This is a genomic window from Oricola sp., assembly GCF_022763245.1.
Taxonomy (GTDB): Bacteria; Pseudomonadota; Alphaproteobacteria; order Rhizobiales; family Rhizobiaceae; genus Oricola.
This window is the reverse complement of the sequence record NZ_JALEGV010000041.1, coordinates 340,157-357,826: the sequence shown is the minus strand read 5'-3', so window position 1 is coordinate 357,826 and position 17,670 is coordinate 340,157. Positions and strand designations below refer to the sequence as shown.

At 65.6% G+C, this 17,670-nt stretch carries 17 protein-coding genes; 4 read left to right on the top strand and 13 right to left on the bottom strand.

The genetic code is table 11. The annotated features are described in order from the left end of the window. The first annotated feature begins 10 nt into the window (after window positions 1-10). Both mbfA and MRY80_RS22410 read left to right on the top strand, forming a co-directional pair. Window positions 11-994: an iron exporter MbfA gene (gene mbfA, locus MRY80_RS22415; protein WP_293293471.1), complete on the top strand. Its 984-nt coding sequence runs from the start codon at window positions 11-13 to the stop codon at window positions 992-994. A gap of 185 nt (window positions 995-1,179) precedes the next feature. After that, a complete protein-coding gene (locus tag MRY80_RS22410) occupies window positions 1,180-1,311 on the top strand; it encodes a hypothetical protein (protein WP_293293470.1) in 132 nt (43 codons plus the stop codon). An 11-nt stretch (window positions 1,312-1,322) separates the two neighbouring features. Here MRY80_RS22410 and MRY80_RS22405 read toward each other — a convergent pair whose 3' ends face one another. Beyond that, complete coding sequence (locus MRY80_RS22405) at window positions 1,323-1,577, bottom strand: DUF1127 domain-containing protein (protein ID WP_293293469.1); 255 nt, start codon at window positions 1,575-1,577, stop codon at window positions 1,323-1,325. Window positions 1,578-1,685: 108 nt separating this feature from the next. On the opposite strand from MRY80_RS22405, the gene MRY80_RS22400 reads away from it, so the two are divergent. Further along, window positions 1,686-2,372 (top strand): winged helix-turn-helix domain-containing protein, encoded by a 687-nt coding sequence (locus tag MRY80_RS22400; protein WP_293293468.1) that lies wholly within the window; start codon window positions 1,686-1,688, stop codon window positions 2,370-2,372. A 4-nt stretch (window positions 2,373-2,376) separates the two neighbouring features. Here the strand turns inward: MRY80_RS22400 and MRY80_RS22395 are convergent, their stop codons facing one another. The 9 genes from MRY80_RS22395 to dnaJ form a co-directional block, all read right to left on the bottom strand. After that, window positions 2,377-2,946, bottom strand: a complete 570-nt coding sequence (locus MRY80_RS22395; protein ID WP_293293467.1) for a transglutaminase-like cysteine peptidase — start codon at window positions 2,944-2,946, stop codon at window positions 2,377-2,379. Window positions 2,947-3,148: 202 nt separating this feature from the next. Continuing rightward, complete coding sequence (gene phaZ, locus MRY80_RS22390; protein WP_293293466.1) at window positions 3,149-4,423, bottom strand: polyhydroxyalkanoate depolymerase; 1,275 nt, start codon at window positions 4,421-4,423, stop codon at window positions 3,149-3,151. Window positions 4,424-4,563: 140 nt separating this feature from the next. Then, a complete protein-coding gene (locus MRY80_RS22385) occupies window positions 4,564-5,082 on the bottom strand; it encodes a GNAT family N-acetyltransferase (protein ID WP_293293465.1) in 519 nt (172 codons plus the stop codon). An 11-nt stretch (window positions 5,083-5,093) separates the two neighbouring features. Next, window positions 5,094-5,387: a DUF1330 domain-containing protein gene (locus MRY80_RS22380; RefSeq protein ID WP_293293464.1), complete on the bottom strand. Its 294-nt coding sequence runs from the start codon at window positions 5,385-5,387 to the stop codon at window positions 5,094-5,096. Window positions 5,388-5,409: 22 nt separating this feature from the next. Continuing rightward, window positions 5,410-6,111: an orotidine-5'-phosphate decarboxylase gene (pyrF, locus tag MRY80_RS22375; RefSeq protein ID WP_293293463.1), complete on the bottom strand. Its 702-nt coding sequence runs from the start codon at window positions 6,109-6,111 to the stop codon at window positions 5,410-5,412. Continuing rightward, window positions 6,081-6,698, bottom strand: coding sequence for a histidine phosphatase family protein (locus MRY80_RS22370; RefSeq protein WP_293293462.1), 618 nt, complete (start codon window positions 6,696-6,698; stop codon window positions 6,081-6,083). The genes pyrF and MRY80_RS22370 overlap by 31 nt, the downstream gene beginning before the upstream one ends. A gap of 4 nt (window positions 6,699-6,702) precedes the next feature. Then, entirely contained in the window at window positions 6,703-7,287 is a 585-nt protein-coding gene (locus tag MRY80_RS22365; protein WP_293293461.1) for an NAD(P)H-dependent oxidoreductase, read from the bottom strand. 37 nt (window positions 7,288-7,324) lie between these two features. Next, window positions 7,325-7,927, bottom strand: coding sequence for a methyltransferase domain-containing protein (locus MRY80_RS22360; protein ID WP_293294193.1), 603 nt, complete (start codon window positions 7,925-7,927; stop codon window positions 7,325-7,327). 37 nt (window positions 7,928-7,964) lie between these two features. Beyond that, window positions 7,965-9,095 (bottom strand): molecular chaperone DnaJ, encoded by a 1,131-nt coding sequence (gene dnaJ, locus MRY80_RS22355; RefSeq protein ID WP_293293460.1) that lies wholly within the window; start codon window positions 9,093-9,095, stop codon window positions 7,965-7,967. A gap of 140 nt (window positions 9,096-9,235) precedes the next feature. Here dnaJ and MRY80_RS22350 point away from each other — a divergent pair, with 140 nt between their 5' ends. Continuing rightward, a complete protein-coding gene (locus MRY80_RS22350; RefSeq protein ID WP_293293459.1) occupies window positions 9,236-10,900 on the top strand; it encodes a hypothetical protein in 1,665 nt (554 codons plus the stop codon). Between the two features lie 63 nt (window positions 10,901-10,963). On the opposite strand, the gene dnaK is transcribed toward MRY80_RS22350, so the two are convergent. From dnaK to MRY80_RS22335, 3 genes are all read right to left on the bottom strand, one after another. Beyond that, entirely contained in the window at window positions 10,964-12,895 is a 1,932-nt protein-coding gene (dnaK, locus tag MRY80_RS22345; protein ID WP_293293458.1) for a molecular chaperone DnaK, read from the bottom strand. Between the two features lie 262 nt (window positions 12,896-13,157). Further along, the gene (locus tag MRY80_RS22340) at window positions 13,158-15,371 is read right to left on the bottom strand and encodes a transglycosylase domain-containing protein (protein WP_293293457.1); all 2,214 of its coding nucleotides are present in this window, start codon (window positions 15,369-15,371) and stop codon (window positions 13,158-13,160) included. Between the two features lie 203 nt (window positions 15,372-15,574). Beyond that, entirely contained in the window at window positions 15,575-17,536 is a 1,962-nt protein-coding gene (locus MRY80_RS22335) for an FAD-binding monooxygenase (RefSeq protein WP_293293456.1), read from the bottom strand. Window positions 17,537-17,670 lie beyond the last annotated feature (134 nt).

Genomic DNA, 17,670 nt, shown 5'->3' with positions numbered 1-17,670 from the left:
TTCGCCTCCCATGCTGCAACGTCTGTTCCCCTCCGCGCGCCGCGACTTCAAGTCCTTGAGCGAACAGGAGATTCTCGCGCTCGCCATTTCCTCGGAGGAGGACGACGCACGCATCTATCTCGCCTATGCCGACGGGCTCGCCGAGGATTATCCGAACTCCGCGAAGATCTTCGAGGAAATGGCCGAGGAGGAGACGACGCACCGCGCCCGGCTGATCGACCTGCACAAGAAGCGTTTCGGCGACCACATTCCGCTGATCAGGCGCGAGCATGTGCGCGGCTACTACGAGAGGAAGCCGGACTGGCTGGTGCGGCCGCTCGGCATCGAGAAGGTGCGCGCGCAGGCCGCGATCATGGAAGCGCAGGCGCATCGCTTCTATCTGCGCGCCGCCCAGCAATGCGAGGACGCCGACACCCGCAAGTTGCTCGGCGAGCTGGCGCTGGCGGAAGCGGGCCACCAGACGACCGCCGAAGAGCTGGAAGCCAAGCATCTGCCGGAAGAGGTGCGCGAGGCCGAGGACCAGGTCGAGCGGCGGCAATTCATCCTGACCTATGTCCAGCCGGGGCTGGCCGGCCTGATGGACGGATCGGTCTCCACGCTGGCGCCGATCTTCGCTACGGCCTTCGCGACGCAGGATCCCTGGACCACCTTCCTGGTCGGCCTGGCCGCCTCCGTCGGTGCAGGCATCTCGATGGGCTTCACCGAGGTCGCCTCCGACGACGGCGTCATCTCCGGGCGCGGTTCGCCGATCAAGCGGGGGCTTGCCACCGGCATCATGACGGCGGTCGGCGGCCTCGGCCACGCCCTGCCCTATCTGATCCCGCATTTCTGGACCGCGACGGTGATCGCCATGATCGTCGTCGTCATCGAATTGTGGGCGATCGCCTGGATCCAGAAACGCTGGATGGAGACGCCCTGGAGCCGGGCGATCTTCCAGGTGGTGCTGGGCGGCGCGCTGGTGTTCGCGGCCGGCATGGCGATCGGAAACGCCTGACGCCCCGGTGGCCCGGTGGCCCGGGCGGAATTTCCTGCCGCACCAAAAAAAGTAATGCTGCAATGCGATAAAATGTCGGCTGGAATACTGTCTCCGGCGGATATTCACAGGAGGTTCACTGTCTGCGGCATAGGGTTGTGCCGGTAGGGACTGAAGGCGAATCGCCTCATTGCGGGAATACGGACATGATCTTGATCCGGTCATTCGGACACGTGCTGGCCACGATGCGCGGCCTCGTCTGGCGACAGTATCATCCGGAGCGCCATTACATGCGCGGACCGGGGCCGGCCTGCGCCAAGCGGCAGATGCGCGGCTAACGCCGGCGGCCTCACCGCCAGGTTTCGATCGGCGGCCGGCCGGCCTGCGCACGGCCGGGAAACGACTTGCCGATCTCCCTTGAAGCATCGGCGGCGCTGAGCCCGACATCATCCAGCCTGAATTCCTCGAGCGCGGCCAATTGCCTGCGCGTGCGGCGCCTCGCTGCCGCCCTGCGCACAGCCGCCAGGAGATGCCGGAAGGCCCGGACGCTGCGAGCGACAACATCGCGGCGGACGGATCGGAAATCGTCGGCAAGATCGGTCATGTTCGTGCTTCCCTTTCGGCTCTGGCCTGTTCAGGCTAGCCGCAGGGTGCACTCGATGTTTCGACGCCGATCGAAGCGTTGGCGAGACTATCAGGATACCGTCTGCGCATGACCGATACGACAGGCCCCAACATCACCCGACTGGCGGCACTGCTGGCCGACCCGGCCCGCGCGCAGATGATGCTGTCGCTGATGGACGGCCGCGCGCTGACGGCGGGCGAGCTGGCGCGGGCGGGTGGCGTCAGCGCCCAGACCGCAAGTTCGCACCTCGCCAAGCTGATCGACGGAAAGCTGCTCGCCGTCGCGAGCGAGGGGCGTCATCGCTACTACCGCATCGCCAGCGCGGAAGCGGCGCATCTGGTCGAGACGCTGAGCGTGCTGGCAGCAAGCCCCGAAGGCGCCGCGATCAGCACCGGCCCGCGGGACCCGCACCTGCGCGAGGCACGGATCTGCTACGATCACCTTGCCGGGGCGATGGGCGTGCGCCTGTTCGGCGGCCTGCGCCAATCCGGCGTGCTGGCAGGAGACGACGCCAATGTCGGGCTGACGCCGAGGGGCGAAGAGGTGATCGCGCGCTTCGGCATCGACCCGGGCCCGCTGAAACGGGCGAGGCGTCCGCTTTGCCGTGCCTGTCTCGACTGGTCGGAACGCCGCCCGCATCTGGCCGGCGGCCTCGGGGCGGCGGTGCTGACGCACTTCCTCGAGAAGGGCTGGATCCACCGCCGCGACGGGTCGCGGACGCTGTTGTTTTCCTCGGAGGGGCTGCGCCGTTTCGAAACGCTTCTGCGCGCGTGACCGACTACTTCACCGAACCGACGACGGTCTGGTCCGGCATCTCGATCGACACCCAATGGCCCGCATGCTGGGCCGACTGGCGCTTCAGATAGGTGTAAGGCGTGTCCTTCCACAGCATGACCTTGGTGGTCAGGTTGTCGAGGACGTAATCGCCGCGGTCGGTGCGCACGGTCAGGACCGCATGGCCCTCGCCGTCCGGCTTGCGCACCACGGTGATCAGCAGGTTGGCGGAGGGAATGCCCTCGTTGACGAGGAGCTGGCGCTTCAGAAGAACGTAGTCCTCGCAGTCGCCGGCGCTCTCCGGATAGGTCCAGACCTCTTCCTTGCCGTAGATGTCGAAATCGCTCTTCGGCTCGATCACCATGTTGACCGTGGCGTTGATGTTGAGGATCGCGTTCCAGGAACCGCTGTCGAGATGCAGCGGACGAACGGCGCGGGGCTGGCGCTCGCATTCCTCGCGATAGATGCGGCAGAAATCATAGTGGCCGATCGGCTGGGATGTCAGACCGCCGGTCTTCATCGACCCGGCCGCCAGGGATGCCCCGGACATGACGGCGGCGACGGCCGACGCCAAGGCAATAGTCCCGAAAATTTTCACTACCCGATGCTCCCCTGGACCCGACCAGCAAGGTTAACAAAACGTTAAACGCACCGGCCGAATTGCACAACGGGCAAGGTCGCAATAGCTGCCAATATGGTTACCGCGCGGCACCAGGCACAAAAAAGGGGCCGCAAGCGGCCCCTTTCGGGAGAGTTTTGACTGCCTAGACTGCCGGTCAGGCGGCGGTCGTCGCGGCGGCACGCTTGCCGCTTTCGCCGGCGAATCGCGAGCGCGCGCGCATGAAATCGAGCATGCGCGGCGCGATCTCCTTGCGGAACCGTGACCCGTTGAAGACGCCGTAATGGCCGACACGCGGCTGTTCGTAATGCATCTTCATCGCGTCGGGGATCGATGAACACAGGTCGTGGGCGGCCTTCGTCTGGCCGCGGCCGGTGATGTCGTCGTTCTCTCCCTCGACGGTCAGAAGCGCGACACGCTGGATCGCCTTGGGATCGACCGGTTCGCCGCGATGGGTCATCACGCCCTTCGGCAGCGCATGGTCGATGAAGACGGTTTCGACGGTCTGAAGGTAGAACTCCGCCGTGAGGTCCATGACGGCGAGATACTCGTCATAGAAGTCGCGGTGCTTCTCCGCCGAATCGCCGTCGTCGCGCACCAGATGCATGAAGAAGTCCTTCTGGGCGATCAGGTGACGATCGAGATTCATCGTCATGAAGCCGGTCAGCTGCAGGAAGCCCGGATAGACCTTGCGCATGAAACCCGGATTGGGGAGCGGCACCTGCATGACGGCATTGCGCTCGAACCAGTCGATGTCCTTCTTCTCGGCGAGGTCGTTGACCGCCGTCGGATTGCAGCGCGTGTCGATCGGGCCGCCCATCAACGTCATCGACAGCGGCACGTTGGGATCGTTGCGGCTTTCCATCAGCGCCACGGCGGCAAGCACCGGCACGGAAGGCTGGCAGACGCCGACGATATGCGTCTCGGGGCCCAGCAGATGCAGCATCTCGATGACGTAGTCGATATAGTCGTCGAGATCGAAACGGCCTTCGGAAAGCGGCACGCAGCGCGCGTCCACCCAGTCGGTGATGTAGACATCGGCTTCCGGCAGGAACCGCTCCACCGTGCCGCGCAGCAGCGTGGCGTAGTGCCCCGACATCGGCGCGATCAGGAGAACCTTCGGATCGGCCGGGCGCGGCCGGGCCAGTTCACGCCGGAAATGGATCAGGTTGCAGAAGGGCTTCGACCAGATCACCTTCTCGTGCACATCCACGGTCTGGCCGTCGATCTCGGTCTGCGGCAGGTCGAAAGCCGGCTTGCCGTAGCGCCGCGTCGCGCGTTCGAACACTTCGCACCACGCCGCCGCCGTGCGTCCGGCCCGCGTCATCGAGATCGGGTTCAGGGGATTGCGGAAAAACAGCCGGGTCGCATCCACGGCGGCCCGCCAGGGCTGCATCAGCGCGTGGTTTGCTTCATAGAGGTGGTAGAACATCGATCAGTCTGCCTTTCCTGTCGCGGCCGGATAGCGGGCGCGAGGCGTGACCCTCCACCGCAAGGAAAGTTAACATTCGGACGCTGCATTGCAACATCCTGCGGGGTCACATCCGACGTAAGTCGCAGGAAAATCGCCGGTCATGTGTACAATTCGCGGATCATGAGCACGCGATCGGCGCGGCTGGCGCCGTCCGGAACCTCCGATTCGAAGCGGTTCCGCCATGCCTCGGGTGCGGTATCCGGGTTCATGACGCGAAACCCGCGCCGGGCGTAGAAGGGCGCGTTGAACGGCACGTCGCGGAATGTCGACAGGCCGAGGCGCCGCACCTGCGCGCCACGCGCCTCGGCGCACACGGCCTCGATCAGCGCGGTGCCGAAGCCGCGGCCCATGAAATCGGGATCGACGGAGAGTTCCTTCAGCCACCAGAGGTCGTCGACGGGCCCGGAGACCGCGAAGCCGACCGGCCTTTCGACATCCGTTGCGACGAGCGTGGCGTTGTCGCGCAAGAAACCGGCGAAATCGTCGATCGGCCAGGGCGCCGCGCCGACCAGCGGGAAGCCGTGATCGGCAAAGAGCCGAGACGCCCGCGCCTCCACGGCGTGCAGCGCCGGCACGTCGATCGCGCCTGCCGCCCGGATGACGACGTCCGGCGGCAAAGACGAAGCGCTCAGCCTTCGGTGCCTTCCACCACGATCAGTTCGCCATCGGCGATTTCCTGCCGGATCTTGCGGGCGGCGGTGTAGGCCGGGGAATTGTAGCAGGCCAGCGCCTTCTCGTAGCTCTCGAACTCGATCACCACGTTGCGCGGACGGGCCTCTCCCTCGACGGCCGAGATCTGACCGCCGCGCACGAGGAATTTCGCGCCATATTCCTGATAGGCCGGCGTCGCGGTGGCGACATAGTCCTTGTAGCGCTCGGGATCGTGCACGGTGATCCGGCCAACCCAGTATCCTTTTGCCATGTTCTGCTCCCTGGCCGGCGCTTCAGCGCGCCGATTGCATTTCGGTGAGGATCGCTTCCGCCGCCGCCCCGGGATCGGGTGCCGCGACAATGGGACGCGCGACGACGAGGTGGCTCGATCCGGCGGCGATCGCGTCCGCCGGCGTGACGACACGCTTCTGATCGCCGGCCGCGGCGCCCGCGGGCCGAATTCCAGGCGTGACCACGGCCATGTCCGGGCCGACGATCGAGCGAACCTGCGCAGATTCGGCGGCCGAGCAGACGATACCGCCCATGCCGCATGCACGGGCCTGGGCGACGCGCTTGGCCACGAGATCCGCCGCCTTGTCTTGGTAGCCGGCGTCGCGCAGATCGGCGTCGTCCATCGAGGTGAGCACGGTCACGCCCAGAAGGCAGAGACCCGACCCACTGGCGGCCTGCACGGCAGCCGCCATCGCCTTGGGATAGGCGTGAACGGTCAGCATCGTCATGCCCATCCTGGCGATGTTCTCGACGCCCTTGGCCACGGTGTTGTCGATGTCCAGGAGCTTCATGTCGAGGAAGACGCGCTTGCCGGAGGCGGCGAGATCGCGGGCGAATTCCAGCCCGCCCGCGAAGACGAGCTGATAGCCGATCTTGTAGAAGGAAACAGTGTCGCCGAGCGCAGCGACCATCGCCTCGGCTTCGTTCACGGTCGGAAGGTCCAGCCCGACGATCAGGCGGTCCCTGGCGGCGGCTCTATCCATGGCAGGTCCTTGAACGATTCGATGGGCGTCCAATCGCACAGCAACCGGCGCTTCACAAGGTCGAAGCCGAAGAGCATGCCGCCCCCGCCCGGACCCTGATCCTCGCGCCGATCGATCGGCCGGCGCGCAATGGCGCATTTCAACAGCGTCCCGACGCCGCCATGGCCGACGAACAGCACCGGAACCGACGGATCGTGCGCGGCCAGAGCGTCATCGACGGCGGCGACGATGCGCGCCTGTGCGTCGGCTGCGGTCTCCCAGCCGCGGAAGCTGAGATGCGGATGAGCGAAGAAACGGTCGGCGGCGGCCTCGAATTCCGACGGCGGCAGGAAGCCGGTGGCGCTGCGGTCGTTCTCGCCCATGCGCTCTTCGGCTTCGACCGGCAGGCCCGCGCATTCGGCGATCACGCCGGCCGTTTCAAGCGCCTTGCGCTCCGTGCTCGAGACGATGCGCCCGATCTCGCCGACCCACGACGCGGCGCGAACGATCCCGGCACGCCGCCTGCCCTCGGCGCTCAGGCTCCATTCGGGAACGGGCCTGGCGGGATCGATCTCGACCTGAGGGTGGGTCAGATAGAGGGCGTACACCGCCTCAGCGACCGCGGCCCGGCGTGCAATGGTCGAGAAGGGCGCGGCAGGTCTTGTTGAGGAGGGCAACCTGGCGTTCGTCGGTCGGCATGCCGTCCTCGCCGAAGGCCTTGGCCGCAGCATGGATGGAGACCTGTTCGGAGACGACCTGCGTGCCGACATTCATCATCACGGCGCGCAGGTGGTACAGGCCGCGAATACCGCCGAGCCGGCCGTTGGAGGCCGCGCCGAGCGCCACGGTCAGCCCGGCGAAAGGCTTGATCGGCGTGTCGCCATCCGCCTTGACGAGGCTGATCCAGTCGATCGTATTCTTCACCAGCGGCGGAATGGAGGCGTTGTATTCCGGCGAGGCCAGGAACAGCCCGTCATGGGCCGCGAAGAGACGGGCCAGCTTGACCGCGTTTTCCGGCGGGCCCTTTTCGTTCTTCAGATCCTCGTCGACCAGCGGCAGCGGATAGTCGGCAAGCGATATGTGCGTCACCTCGGCCTGGCTCAGCGCCAGTGTCTTGACGGCGGCGGCGGCCAGTTGCCGGTTGAACGAGCCGGACCGCACGGATCCGGCGAAGACGAGGATTTTCGGGAAGGCCATTGCTGCTCCTGGAAGGCGGACGGTTCTGGTCGGACGGTCAGGCCCTGCGGCGATAGACCCATACCCGCGCCGGCGGCACGTTGCGCACGATCCAGCGCGAGCGGGTGACCGCGATGCCGGGTTCAGCGATGTCGATGGGCGGGATGAGGCCGTAGGAGAACTGGACGAAGGGCCGGCCGGGTTCCAGCACCGAAAGCGCGGCGTGCAGCAGCTGGACGCGTTTCTCCTTGGGGAAATTCAAGAGCGGCAGGCCGGAGATCACGCAATCGAAGCGCTCGGGCGCGGCGTCGCCGAGATGGGCGCGCAGCGTCGCGTCGAGGTCGAAGGCATCGCCCTGCAGGAACTGCGCGCCGGCGAATTTCTCGTTCAGGAGGCGGCAGAAGGCGGCGGAGTATTCGACGGCGAAGAGCCGGCCGGGCGCAATGCCGGTGGCGAGGATGGCCGCGGTGATGGCCCCGGTTCCCGGACCGAGTTCGAGGACCGGCAGGTCGGACGCCGTGGTGATGTGGGAGGCCATCAGCTGCGCCGTCTCCGAGGAGGTCGGCGCGATCGCGCCGACGGCGCGGGGGGCGCGCAGGAGAGAGCCGAAAAAGCGGACCTGATCGGCGAAGCGCGCCTTGATCACGGCCTTGCGGGACACTTTCGCCGCAGCGGACCGCAAGGTCGTGGGCGGGCCGTCAGTCGCCACCGCCGAAAAATTCCTTCATGCGCGAGAAGAAGCCGGTCGATTGCGGGCTGTTCTCATGGGCGGAGATGTCCTCGAACTCCTGCAGCAACTCGCGTTGGCGCTTGGACAGGTTCTGCGGCGTCTCGACGGCGATCTGGATGTAGAGGTCGCCCATCTGCGGCTGGCGCAGCACCGGCATGCCCTTGCCCTTGAGGCGGAACTGGCGGCCGGACTGGGTGCCTTCCGGCACCTTCACCCGCGTATAGGCGCCGTCCATCGTCGCGACCTCGAAATGGCCGCCGAGCGCGGCCTGGACCATCGAGATCGGCACCTTGCAATAGAGGTCGGAGCCGTCGCGCTGGAAGAATTCGTGCGGCTTCACGGAGACGAAGATGTAGAGGTCGCCAGCAGGTCCGCTGCGGAACCCGGCCTCGCCCTCGCCGGCAAGGCGAATGCGTGTGCCGTCCTCGATGCCTGCGGGAATGTTGACCGACAGCGAGCGCTCCTGCGTGACCCGGCCTTCGCCGTGACAGTTGGTGCAGGGATCCTCGATCGTCTGGCCGCGGCCGTTGCAGGCCGGACAGGTGCGTTCGATGGAGAAGAAGCCGGAGGCGGCGCGCACGCGGCCGGCGCCGCCGCAGGTCGAACAGGTGACCGGTTCGGAACCGGGCTTGGCGCCGGATCCGTGGCAGACCTCGCAGGTCATGGAAGACGGCACGCGGATCTGCGCGGTCTTGCCCGCATAGGCCTCTTCGAGCGTGATCTCCATGTTGTAGCGCAGGTCGGCGCCGCGCTCGCGGCCGCCGGCGCCGCGGCGGGATCGTCCGCCGCCCATCATCTCGCCGAAAATGTCCTCGAAAATGTCGGAGAAGCCGGCCGCGCCGAAACCGGCGCCGCCACCGCCCATGCCGCCATTCTCGAACGCCGCATGGCCGAAACGATCATAGGCCGCGCGTTTCTGCGGGTCCTTCAGCGTCTCGTAGGCCTCGTTGACTTCCTTGAAGCGCGCCTCGGCGTCGTTGTCGCCCGGGTTGCGGTCCGGGTGATACTTCATCGCCAGTTTCCGATAGGCGCTTTTCAGCGCCTTTTCATCGGCCCCTCGGTCGACGCCAAGTGTATCGTAAAAATCCTGTTTCGACATTCCCGCCGCTTTGATCGTAGGATAGTTCTGTGCTGTCCCGGGCCCCACTTCCCCGGACGTGTATGGCGGTCACATAGGAAATGCGGCGCGTCATTGCCATAGGCAAATGCCGCGATCGCTCAGGAAAAGGTCCTGAACTCATGGTCGAAGCCCGTTTCAGCCCGAATTCGACGCAGAAATTCTTGGGTGCGGCGTTTTCGGCGTCCGTTCTGGCGGCTACCCTCGCCTCCGGGGCCGATGCCGGGCCGCGCGACGCGATCGCCGCCGGCGACATGAACGCCGTGATCGGCGAGATCATCGACCTCTATGGCGAGCACGGCCTTTCCTGGGCGCATTGGAACGCATGGAAGATCGGCTCCCACACCACAACCTACTGGTATTACGCGCCCTTCGAAGACGAGATCATCGTCGGCGACATGCCTGAACCGGAGGAGGTCGGCGAATATTGGAGCACGTGGAGCACGGTGCTGACCGACGGCAACTGGGATCCGGACGGCTTCTTCACCTCGCCGACCGAGGCGCTGGAACTGGCGCGCTTCAACCAGTGGCTTCTCGCGACGCATGAGAGCGCCCACGCGATCACCTATCGCTACGACTTCGACCACACGGCCCGCTACGACTACGACGTCAATTGCCGCGAGTATCACGCCGACCGGCTGACGGCGGCGATCCTGCAGGACGAGGCGGCGCAGGATCCCGACATGGCGCGCTGGCGGGCCCGCTATCTCGATCTGGTGAAGGAGATGGGCGCCTCGATCCCGGAGGAATACACCGTCACACAGGCCGATTATCCCGCGCTCGAGGCCGATTGCCGAGTCATCGACGTCAGGCAGCCGACGCCCGACAAGATGCAGGCCTACGCGTCGGCCTTCTTCACGCGCCACACGGCCCTTCTCTCGGCTGAACTGCCGCCGCTCAACGACGTCTTCGACACCCATCTGAAGGCCTGGGCGCAGAAGCGCTTGTCGCTCTACGAGATCGCGCCCGAATGGGCGAAAAGCCGCGTCACCACGGTCGCCCGGATCCCGAAGGCCGCCGACGAGGTCCTGAACAGCGCGAACATTCTGACCGGCTCCAACGCGAAACGGGCCGCCGGGTTTGCGCCGGACGGCACGGTGCATGTGGCGGAGGCCGCCTATGACCCCGAGACCGGCACGATGACGGTGATCTTCGGGCCGGTGCCAGGTGAACTGAACCCCGTCGTCACCTCGATGGCGTGGCCGCGCCAATCGCCGCGCATCCAGCTCCGCTCGATCGCCGTCTTCGGCCCCGACCAGTTCGTCGCCACCTTCGAGGAACGCGAAAATCGCACCAGCGCGGTGCGGTTCCGCCGCGAGGGCGGCGAATGGGCCGTGAAATTCCTCGCGGACGAGACCATCGCCGGCACGAGCCGGGCGTACCGGCTCGGCGACGACCGCCTGTTGATCGGATATTCGGAGGTGGAGTTCACGGATTCGGAGAACCGCGACGGCACCTGGCAGGTGCTGGAAACCGACCTGGAAACGGGCAGCAAGCTGGAGAACACCGAGGTTCCGATCGAATCGCGCCATCCGCTCGGTATCGACGCCGACGGCCGCCTCTTTTTCGCCAGCAGCGGGATGCTCGTACGTGGCGAGGAGGAGCCGGTGCTCACGCGCGTCTTCGGCGCGGCGCTGAAGGGCGATCGCGACGGCGACCAGGCGACCGGCGAAATCAACGGCATCGTGCTGGTGCAGACCGAGCCGGACGGCAGCCTGCTGATCCTCGACGACGTGCCGGGCGACCGCGACCACCAGCTGATCCGGCGCATCGAACCGCTGCGATAGACCGGTCAACGAAAAAGGGCGGCCCGAAGGACCGCCCTTTCGCGTTGGATTTCAGAGAGCCGATCAGGCCGATTTCTTCTGATCGTCGTCCTCGTCGATTTCCTCGAAGTCAGCATCGACAACATCATCGTCGCCAGCCGCGTCCCGAGCCGCATCCGCCTCAGCCGCGGCGGACTCTTCGGCCTGCTGGGCCTCATACATGGCCTGGCCGAGCTTCATGGAGGCTTCGGCGAGCGTCTGCGACTTGGCCTTGATCGCCTCGCCGTCCGGCGTTTCGGCGGCGACGGCTTCCTTCAGGTCGGTCAGCGCGTCCTCGATGGCCTTCTTGTCTTCCTCGGAGACCTTGTCGCCGTAGTCCTTCAGCGACTTCTCGGTGGAGTCGATCAGGCTTTCGGCCTGGTTCCTGGCCTCGACGCTTTCGCGACGCTTCTTGTCTTCCTCGGCATGGGCCTCGGCGTCCTTGACCATCTTCTCGACTTCCTCGTCGGAGAGGCCGCCAGAAGCCTGGATGCGGATCTGGTGCTCCTTGCCGGTGCCCTTGTCCTTGGCCGACACGTTGACGATGCCGTTGGCGTCGATGTCGAAGGTGACCTCGATCTGCGGCACGCCGCGCGGTGCCGGCGGAATGCCGACGAGATCGAACTGGCCGAGCAGCTTGTTGTCGGCAGCCATCTCGCGCTCGCCCTGGAAGACGCGGATCGTCACGGCGTTCTGATTGTCCTCGGCCGTCGAGAAGGTCTGGCCCTTCTTGGTCGGGATCGTCGTGTTGCGGTCGATCAGGCGGGTGAACACGCCGCCGAGCGTCTCGATGCCGAGCGACAGCGGGGTCACGTCGAGCAGCAGCACGTCCTTGACGTCGCCCTGCAGAACGCCGGCCTGAATGGCCGCACCGAGCGCGACGACCTCATCCGGGTTGACGCCCTTGTGCGGGTCCTTGCCGAAGAACTGCTTCACGACTTCCTGGACCTTCGGCATGCGGGTCATGCCGCCGACGAGAACGACCTCGTCGATTTCGCCTGCCTTGAGGCCGGCATCCTTCAGCGCCGCCTTCATCGGTTCGATCGTGCGGTTGACGAGATCCTCGACAAGGCTCTCGAACTTGGCACGCGTCAGCTTCAGCGTCAGGTGCTTCGGACCGGAGGCGTCGGCGGTGATGAAGGGCAGGTTGATTTCGGTCTGAGCGGAAGAGGACAGTTCGATCTTCGCCTTCTCGGCAGCTTCCTTGAGGCGCTGCAGGGCGAGCTTGTCGTTCTTCAGGTCGATGCCCTGATCCTTCTTGAACTCGTTGGCGAGGTACTCGACCAGACGCATGTCGAAGTCTTCACCGCCGAGGAAGGTGTCGCCGTTGGTGGACTTCACCTCGAAGACGCCGTCGCCGATTTCCAGGACGGAGACGTCGAACGTGCCGCCGCCAAGGTCGTAGACGGCGATGGTCTTGCCGTCATTCTTGTCCAGACCGTAGGCGAGCGCGGCCGCGGTCGGCTCGTTGATGATGCGGAGGACTTCCAGGCCGGCGATCCTGCCGGCGTCCTTGGTCGCCTGACGCTGGGCGTCGTTGAAGTAGGCGGGGACCGTGATGACGGCCTGCTCGACCGTCTCGCCGAGATAGGCTTCCGCGGTTTCCTTCATCTTCTGAAGGATCATCGCCGAAATCTGGCTCGGAGACTGGTTCTTCCCGCCGGCCTCGACCCATGCGTCGCCATTGTCGCCCTTCACGATCTTGTAGGGGACGAGCTTCTTGTCCTTGGCGGTGACCGGGTCGTCATAGCGGCGGCCGATCAGGCGCTTGATCGCGAACAGCGTGTTCTCGGGGTTGGTGACCGCCTGGCGCTTGGCCGGCTGGCCGACGAGACGTTCGCCATCATCGGAAAAAGCCACCATCGACGGCGTCGTGCGCGCGCCCTCGGAGTTCTCGATGACCTTGGCGTCCTTGCCGTCCATGACGGCGACGCAGGAGTTGGTCGTTCCGAGGTCGATACCGATTACTTTTGCCATTTTATAACCTCTCCTAAGCAGACCGCCCGGACCCATTCCGGCATTCCTTGCGGCGGCCCCTGTTTTGGGATTGTCGATTGCAGCCACACGCTCTGCGGCGGCGTTGCGGCGTATATAAGAACCAGCATTTCCGGCTGCAAGCCTGCGTCTTGCCTGAAATGCCATGCGCGTCGCGGGAACGCCCGGGCGGCCCCGTCATTCCCGGGTTTTCGAACGAACACCCCAAGAGTGACGCATGTTCGCGGTTGAGAACGTGTCCGGCTCAGCGCCCGAGCAGGATGTCCAGAACCGTGCGTCCGCCTGCGTCGCTGCCCTGTTCGCCCACCCCGACGCGCGGGCGCGGAACGCCATTGCCGGTCGATGCGGTGGTCGTGCTGTCGGGCGCCGCCGGATAGGCGTCTCGCGCCACCGCGTCGCCGCCGGAGCCCATCGTCGCGGGCGGGCGCGGCGCGTCGGCCGGGCGCGCGACCGGCGTCACGATGCGGCCGGTGGTGCCCGGCAGAGGCGCAGACGGCACGCCGCGATGGGCCTCGACCATGAACGCCTTCCAGGCGCGCGCGGGCAGCGAACCGCCGGTGACCTTGTTGGTCGGCGAGCCGTCGTCATTGCCGAACCAAACGCCGGTCGTCAGATTGGCGGTGTAGCCGACGAACCAGGCGTCGCGGGAATTCTGGCTGGTGCCGGTCTTGCCGGCCGCCGGATGATCAAAATGCGCGGCGCGCGCGGTGCCCTCGGTCAGCGTCTTCGACATCATCGCGTTCATCATGCCGGCCACGCCCGGCGCGATGGCGCGTTCCATGTTGTCGGCCGTCTGTTCGTAGAGCACGTCGCCGTCGAGCGTCGTGACGCGGCGGATGATGTAGGGCGTGGCCCGATAGCCGCCATTAGCGAAGGGGACATAGGCGGCGGTCAGCTCCATCGGCGTGACCTCGGACGTGCCGAGCGCCAGCGAGGCGTTGGCTTCAAGCTTGGAGGTGATGCCCATGCGCTGGGCCGTCTTGACGACGTTGCCCGCGCCGACCTCCATGATCAGCTGAGCGGCGACCGAATTGAGCGACTTGGCGAGAGCCGTTTCCAGCGTCACCGGGCCGTAATATTTGCCACCATAGTTTTCCGGCGTCCATTTGCCGATCTTCACCGGCGCGTCGTTGCGTACCGAATCCGGCGTCATTCCGCGCTCCAGCGCGGCGACATAGACGAAGGGCTTGAAGGCCGATCCGGGCTGGCGCTTGGCTTCCGTCGAGCGGTCGAACTGCGAGTTGGCGTAGTCGTAGCCGCCGACCATGGCGCGCACCGCGCCGGTGTTGTCGATGGAGACGAGCGCGCCCTGGCTCACCTTCCGCTCCTCGCCTTCCTCGGCGATCATGGTGCGAATGGCGTTCTCGGCGAATTTCTGCAGGACGAGGTCGATGGTCGTGTCGACAATGACGTCGCGACGGACCTCGCCGACGACTTCCGGCAATTGTTCCATCACGGCGTCGGCGACGTAATGCTGCGAGCCTGTCCAGTAGGCGGCGGCGCGGGTGGCGGGCCGCGTCATGGCGGCCGTCATCTCGCTGTCGGTGACCATGCCCTGGTCGCGCATCGCCGCAAGAACGATCTGGGCGCGCTCCTCGGCGAGATGCGGATTGCGCGCCGGCGACAGCCGCGACGGCGCCTTCAACAAGCCGGCCAACAGGGCCGCTTCGGGCAGCGTCACGTCGCGCGCGCTCTTGTTGAAATAGCGCCTGGAGGCTGCCTCCACCCCATAGGAGCCGGAGCCGAAATACATCCGGTTCAGATACATCTCCAGGATCTGGTCCTTGGAATATTCATGCTCCAGCCAGAACGACAGCAGCACCTCCTGCACCTTGCGGCCGACGGTTCGGTCGGGTGACAGGAACAGGTTCTTGGCGAGCTGCTGGGTGAGCGTGGAGCCGCCCTGGACCAGCCGGCCGGACGTGAGGTTGGTGACGAAGGCGCGGGCAAGGCCGACCGGGTCGACACCGAAATGCGAATAGTAGCGTTTGTCCTCGATAGCGATGACGGCCTGCGGAATGTAGGGCGACATTTCGTGGATGCCGAGCGCCTCGCCGCCGGTCGCGCCGCGATTGGCGATCAGCGATCCGTCGACGGCCACGATCTTCACGTTGGGTGGCCGGTCGGGAATCTCCCAGCTGGTCGCCGAGGGCATCTGCGCACCATACCAAGCGACGACGCCGGCGGCGGCCACGCCGCCCCAAATGCCGAGAATGAAGGTCCAGTAGATCAGGCCGCCGATGAGACCGGTGAGGCCGAACCGCGAGCGCCGCGAACGGGCGGTCTTCTTCTTCGGCTTGCGCGCGCCGGAGCTCTTGCGTTTCGCCGTCGAGGCCTTCTTGCGCGGCGGTGCCGCGCGATCCTCGTCCGTGACGGAAAGTGCGGCCTGCTTCTTCCGCGGCGCGCCATTGTCGACACGCGGCTCGACGCGCTTTTTCGGTTTCTTGCGGCTGGCCATGGGCAGTTTGTCGATCCGTTACGCGGGTGAAGGCGGCAACTGGACCTTAAATGCGGCGATTTAAGGCGGCGTTAAGGGATGGTGAATGGAACCGGTCGAATTGTCCGAACCCGAACGTGCGCTCGCAACGAACGAAAAGGACCGCTCGCCAATGGCGAACGGTCCTGACGTCTTCAGGAGGAAAGACCCAGCGGGACCTGCCTTCACACGGCGAGGCGTTGCTCCGCCTCGCCGGCTGCCGGCAGCAGGAACCCGTCGAAAAACGCGGCAAGTTCCATATGCGCGTCGAGCGGCAGGACATGGGCGATATACTGGTCGGGGCGCACGATGACGATGCAGCCCTTGGCCCGGTCGATGCCGCGCATGTCGTAGACGTCGTCACCGCTCTTCGTGTCGGCGCAGAACATCTTCTCGTAGTCCGTCAGGCCGTAGCGGCCCTTCTTCGGCAGGAGGAGAGACGGCATCTCGCCGAGTTCGACGTCACGGAAGTTCTGCTGGAACACGGCGCGGACGTCGATGACGGCATCAAGGTCGGCGTCTGCGGGCGTGTATTTCAGAACCGGCGAATCCGGCGAACGGCTGAGGAAATCGCACAACGCCCGGATGCCGGAGGTTTCGGCGGCCGGATCTTCAGCGCCGGAGAAGGCGAAGATGCGCCAACGCCCGTCGGCCTCCACCGCGTGGGCGAGTTGCACGGGCTTGGCGTCGCCGAGCCGGATGACCGGGGCGGAGTGGAAGCGCGACCCGATCCGAAGGCCTTGCGCCAGTGTCTGGTGATCGGAATTGCCGGTCAGGACCGAGGGCTGGTAGACGGTCGCGACGCCGGCCGTGTAGCGGCCGAGCTGCACGAAATGCTTGCTGATATCGGCCGCCTCGACACCGTCGGGGTTGTCCGCCGACTTACGCGGCGCGCTCAGCATCCGCGCCCATCGGCTGTCGAAATCGATCAGGTCCTGGGCGATCGCCTTGCGTTCGGCGGAATAGCTGTGCAGCAGCTCCGGCCCGCTCTTGCCCTGCAGCACGTAAGCCAGTTTCCAGCCGAGATTGAACGCGTCCTGCATGGAGACATTCATGCCCTGGCCCATCTTCGGGCTGTGGGTGTGGCAGGCGTCGCCGGCGATGAACACATGCGGCAGACGGCTGTCCATCTCGGCCTCGGGCACGTCGTCGAACTTGTCGGTGATCCGGTGCCCGATCTCGTAGACCGACCACCACGCGACCTCTTTGACGTCGAAGCTGTAGGGGCTGAGGATGCGATTGGAAGCGTTGATCAGGTAATCGACCGTTATGTTCTTGGAGGCGACGCGCTCGTCTGCGGCCAGCTTGTCGAGTTCAACATAGACGCGGAAGAGGTGGCCGCCCTCGCGCGGGATGAGGAGGATGGTGCCCTCGTCGGCCGACTGGATGACGGATTTCATCCGCACGTCCGGAAAGTCGGTGGACGCCAGAATGTCCATCACGCCCCAGGCTTGGTGTGCCGCGTCACCTTCGAGCGTGCGGCCCATGGCGGCGCGGACCGCCGAGCGGGCACCGTCGCAGCCGACGACATATTTGGCCTTCACGGTCTCGATCTGGCCCTTGTGCTCGTCGTCGATGCGCTCGACGGTCACCGTGACCGGATGGTCGCCGGCCGAAGGCCCGGTATCGACTTTGACGTCCGCCAGGCGGCGTGAATAGTTCGGCACAAGCCGGTTCGGCGAGTTGGCCATGACCTCAAGCCAGGCGTCATGCACGCGCGCCTGGTTCAGCACCACATGGGGAAATTCCGAAAGGTCGTCCTCGACGTCCTGGACGCGGTCACTGCGCTTGATGGTCGAGGGATCGGCGCTGTCCGGGGTCCAGAAGGTGACCTCGGAAATCCAGCAGGCTTCCTTGGCGATCTTGCCCGCGAAACCGAAGGCGTTGAACATTTCCATGGTCCGGCAGGCGATGCCGTCCGCCTGGCCGTGGGTGAGAGCAGCCGGCTTCTGTTCGACGATGCGGGTCTTGATCTCGGGGAATTTCGACAATTGCGCGGCAAGTGCCAGCCCGGCCGGGCCGCAGCCGGCGATGAGGACATCCACCTCTTCGGGCAACGTGTCGGTGCTGGCGAGCATCGACTTGTCTTCAGTCTCCGGCGCGATCTCCGGGTCACCGACCGTGAATCCGTTGAGATGGAACTGCATGGCGTCTTTCCTCCGCTTGCTGTCCGCAGCGCCGGGAGACGCTCCGGGCCTGCGCGTGTCGCATTGCCGCCGGACTCGATCCGGCGTCGATTGAATTTGCTCAGCATACTAATGATATGTATACTTGTCAATTA

Excerpts from the sequence above, each read along its gene's own strand:
- MRY80_RS22410 (WP_293293470.1), top strand. The coding sequence starts at position 1,180 with ATGATCTTGATCCGGTCATTCGGACACGTGCTGGCCACGATGCGCGGC.
- MRY80_RS22365 (WP_293293461.1), bottom strand. The coding sequence starts at position 7,287 with ATGGCCTTCCCGAAAATCCTCGTCTTCGCCGGATCCGTGCGGTCCGGC.
- MRY80_RS22400 (WP_293293468.1), top strand. The coding sequence starts at position 1,686 with ATGACCGATACGACAGGCCCCAACATCACCCGACTGGCGGCACTGCTG.
- MRY80_RS22380 (WP_293293464.1), bottom strand. The coding sequence starts at position 5,387 with ATGGCAAAAGGATACTGGGTTGGCCGGATCACCGTGCACGATCCCGAG.
- pyrF (WP_293293463.1), bottom strand. The coding sequence starts at position 6,111 with ATGGATAGAGCCGCCGCCAGGGACCGCCTGATCGTCGGGCTGGACCTT.
- MRY80_RS22340 (WP_293293457.1), bottom strand. The coding sequence starts at position 15,371 with ATGGCCAGCCGCAAGAAACCGAAAAAGCGCGTCGAGCCGCGTGTCGAC.
- dnaJ (WP_293293460.1), bottom strand. The coding sequence starts at position 9,095 with ATGTCGAAACAGGATTTTTACGATACACTTGGCGTCGACCGAGGGGCC.
- MRY80_RS22405 (WP_293293469.1), bottom strand. The coding sequence starts at position 1,577 with ATGACCGATCTTGCCGACGATTTCCGATCCGTCCGCCGCGATGTTGTC.
- dnaK (WP_293293458.1), bottom strand. The coding sequence starts at position 12,895 with ATGGCAAAAGTAATCGGTATCGACCTCGGAACGACCAACTCCTGCGTC.
- phaZ (WP_293293466.1), bottom strand. The coding sequence starts at position 4,423 with ATGTTCTACCACCTCTATGAAGCAAACCACGCGCTGATGCAGCCCTGG.
- MRY80_RS22335 (WP_293293456.1), bottom strand. The coding sequence starts at position 17,536 with ATGCAGTTCCATCTCAACGGATTCACGGTCGGTGACCCGGAGATCGCG.
- MRY80_RS22350 (WP_293293459.1), top strand. The coding sequence starts at position 9,236 with ATGGTCGAAGCCCGTTTCAGCCCGAATTCGACGCAGAAATTCTTGGGT.
- mbfA (WP_293293471.1), top strand. The coding sequence starts at position 11 with ATGCTGCAACGTCTGTTCCCCTCCGCGCGCCGCGACTTCAAGTCCTTG.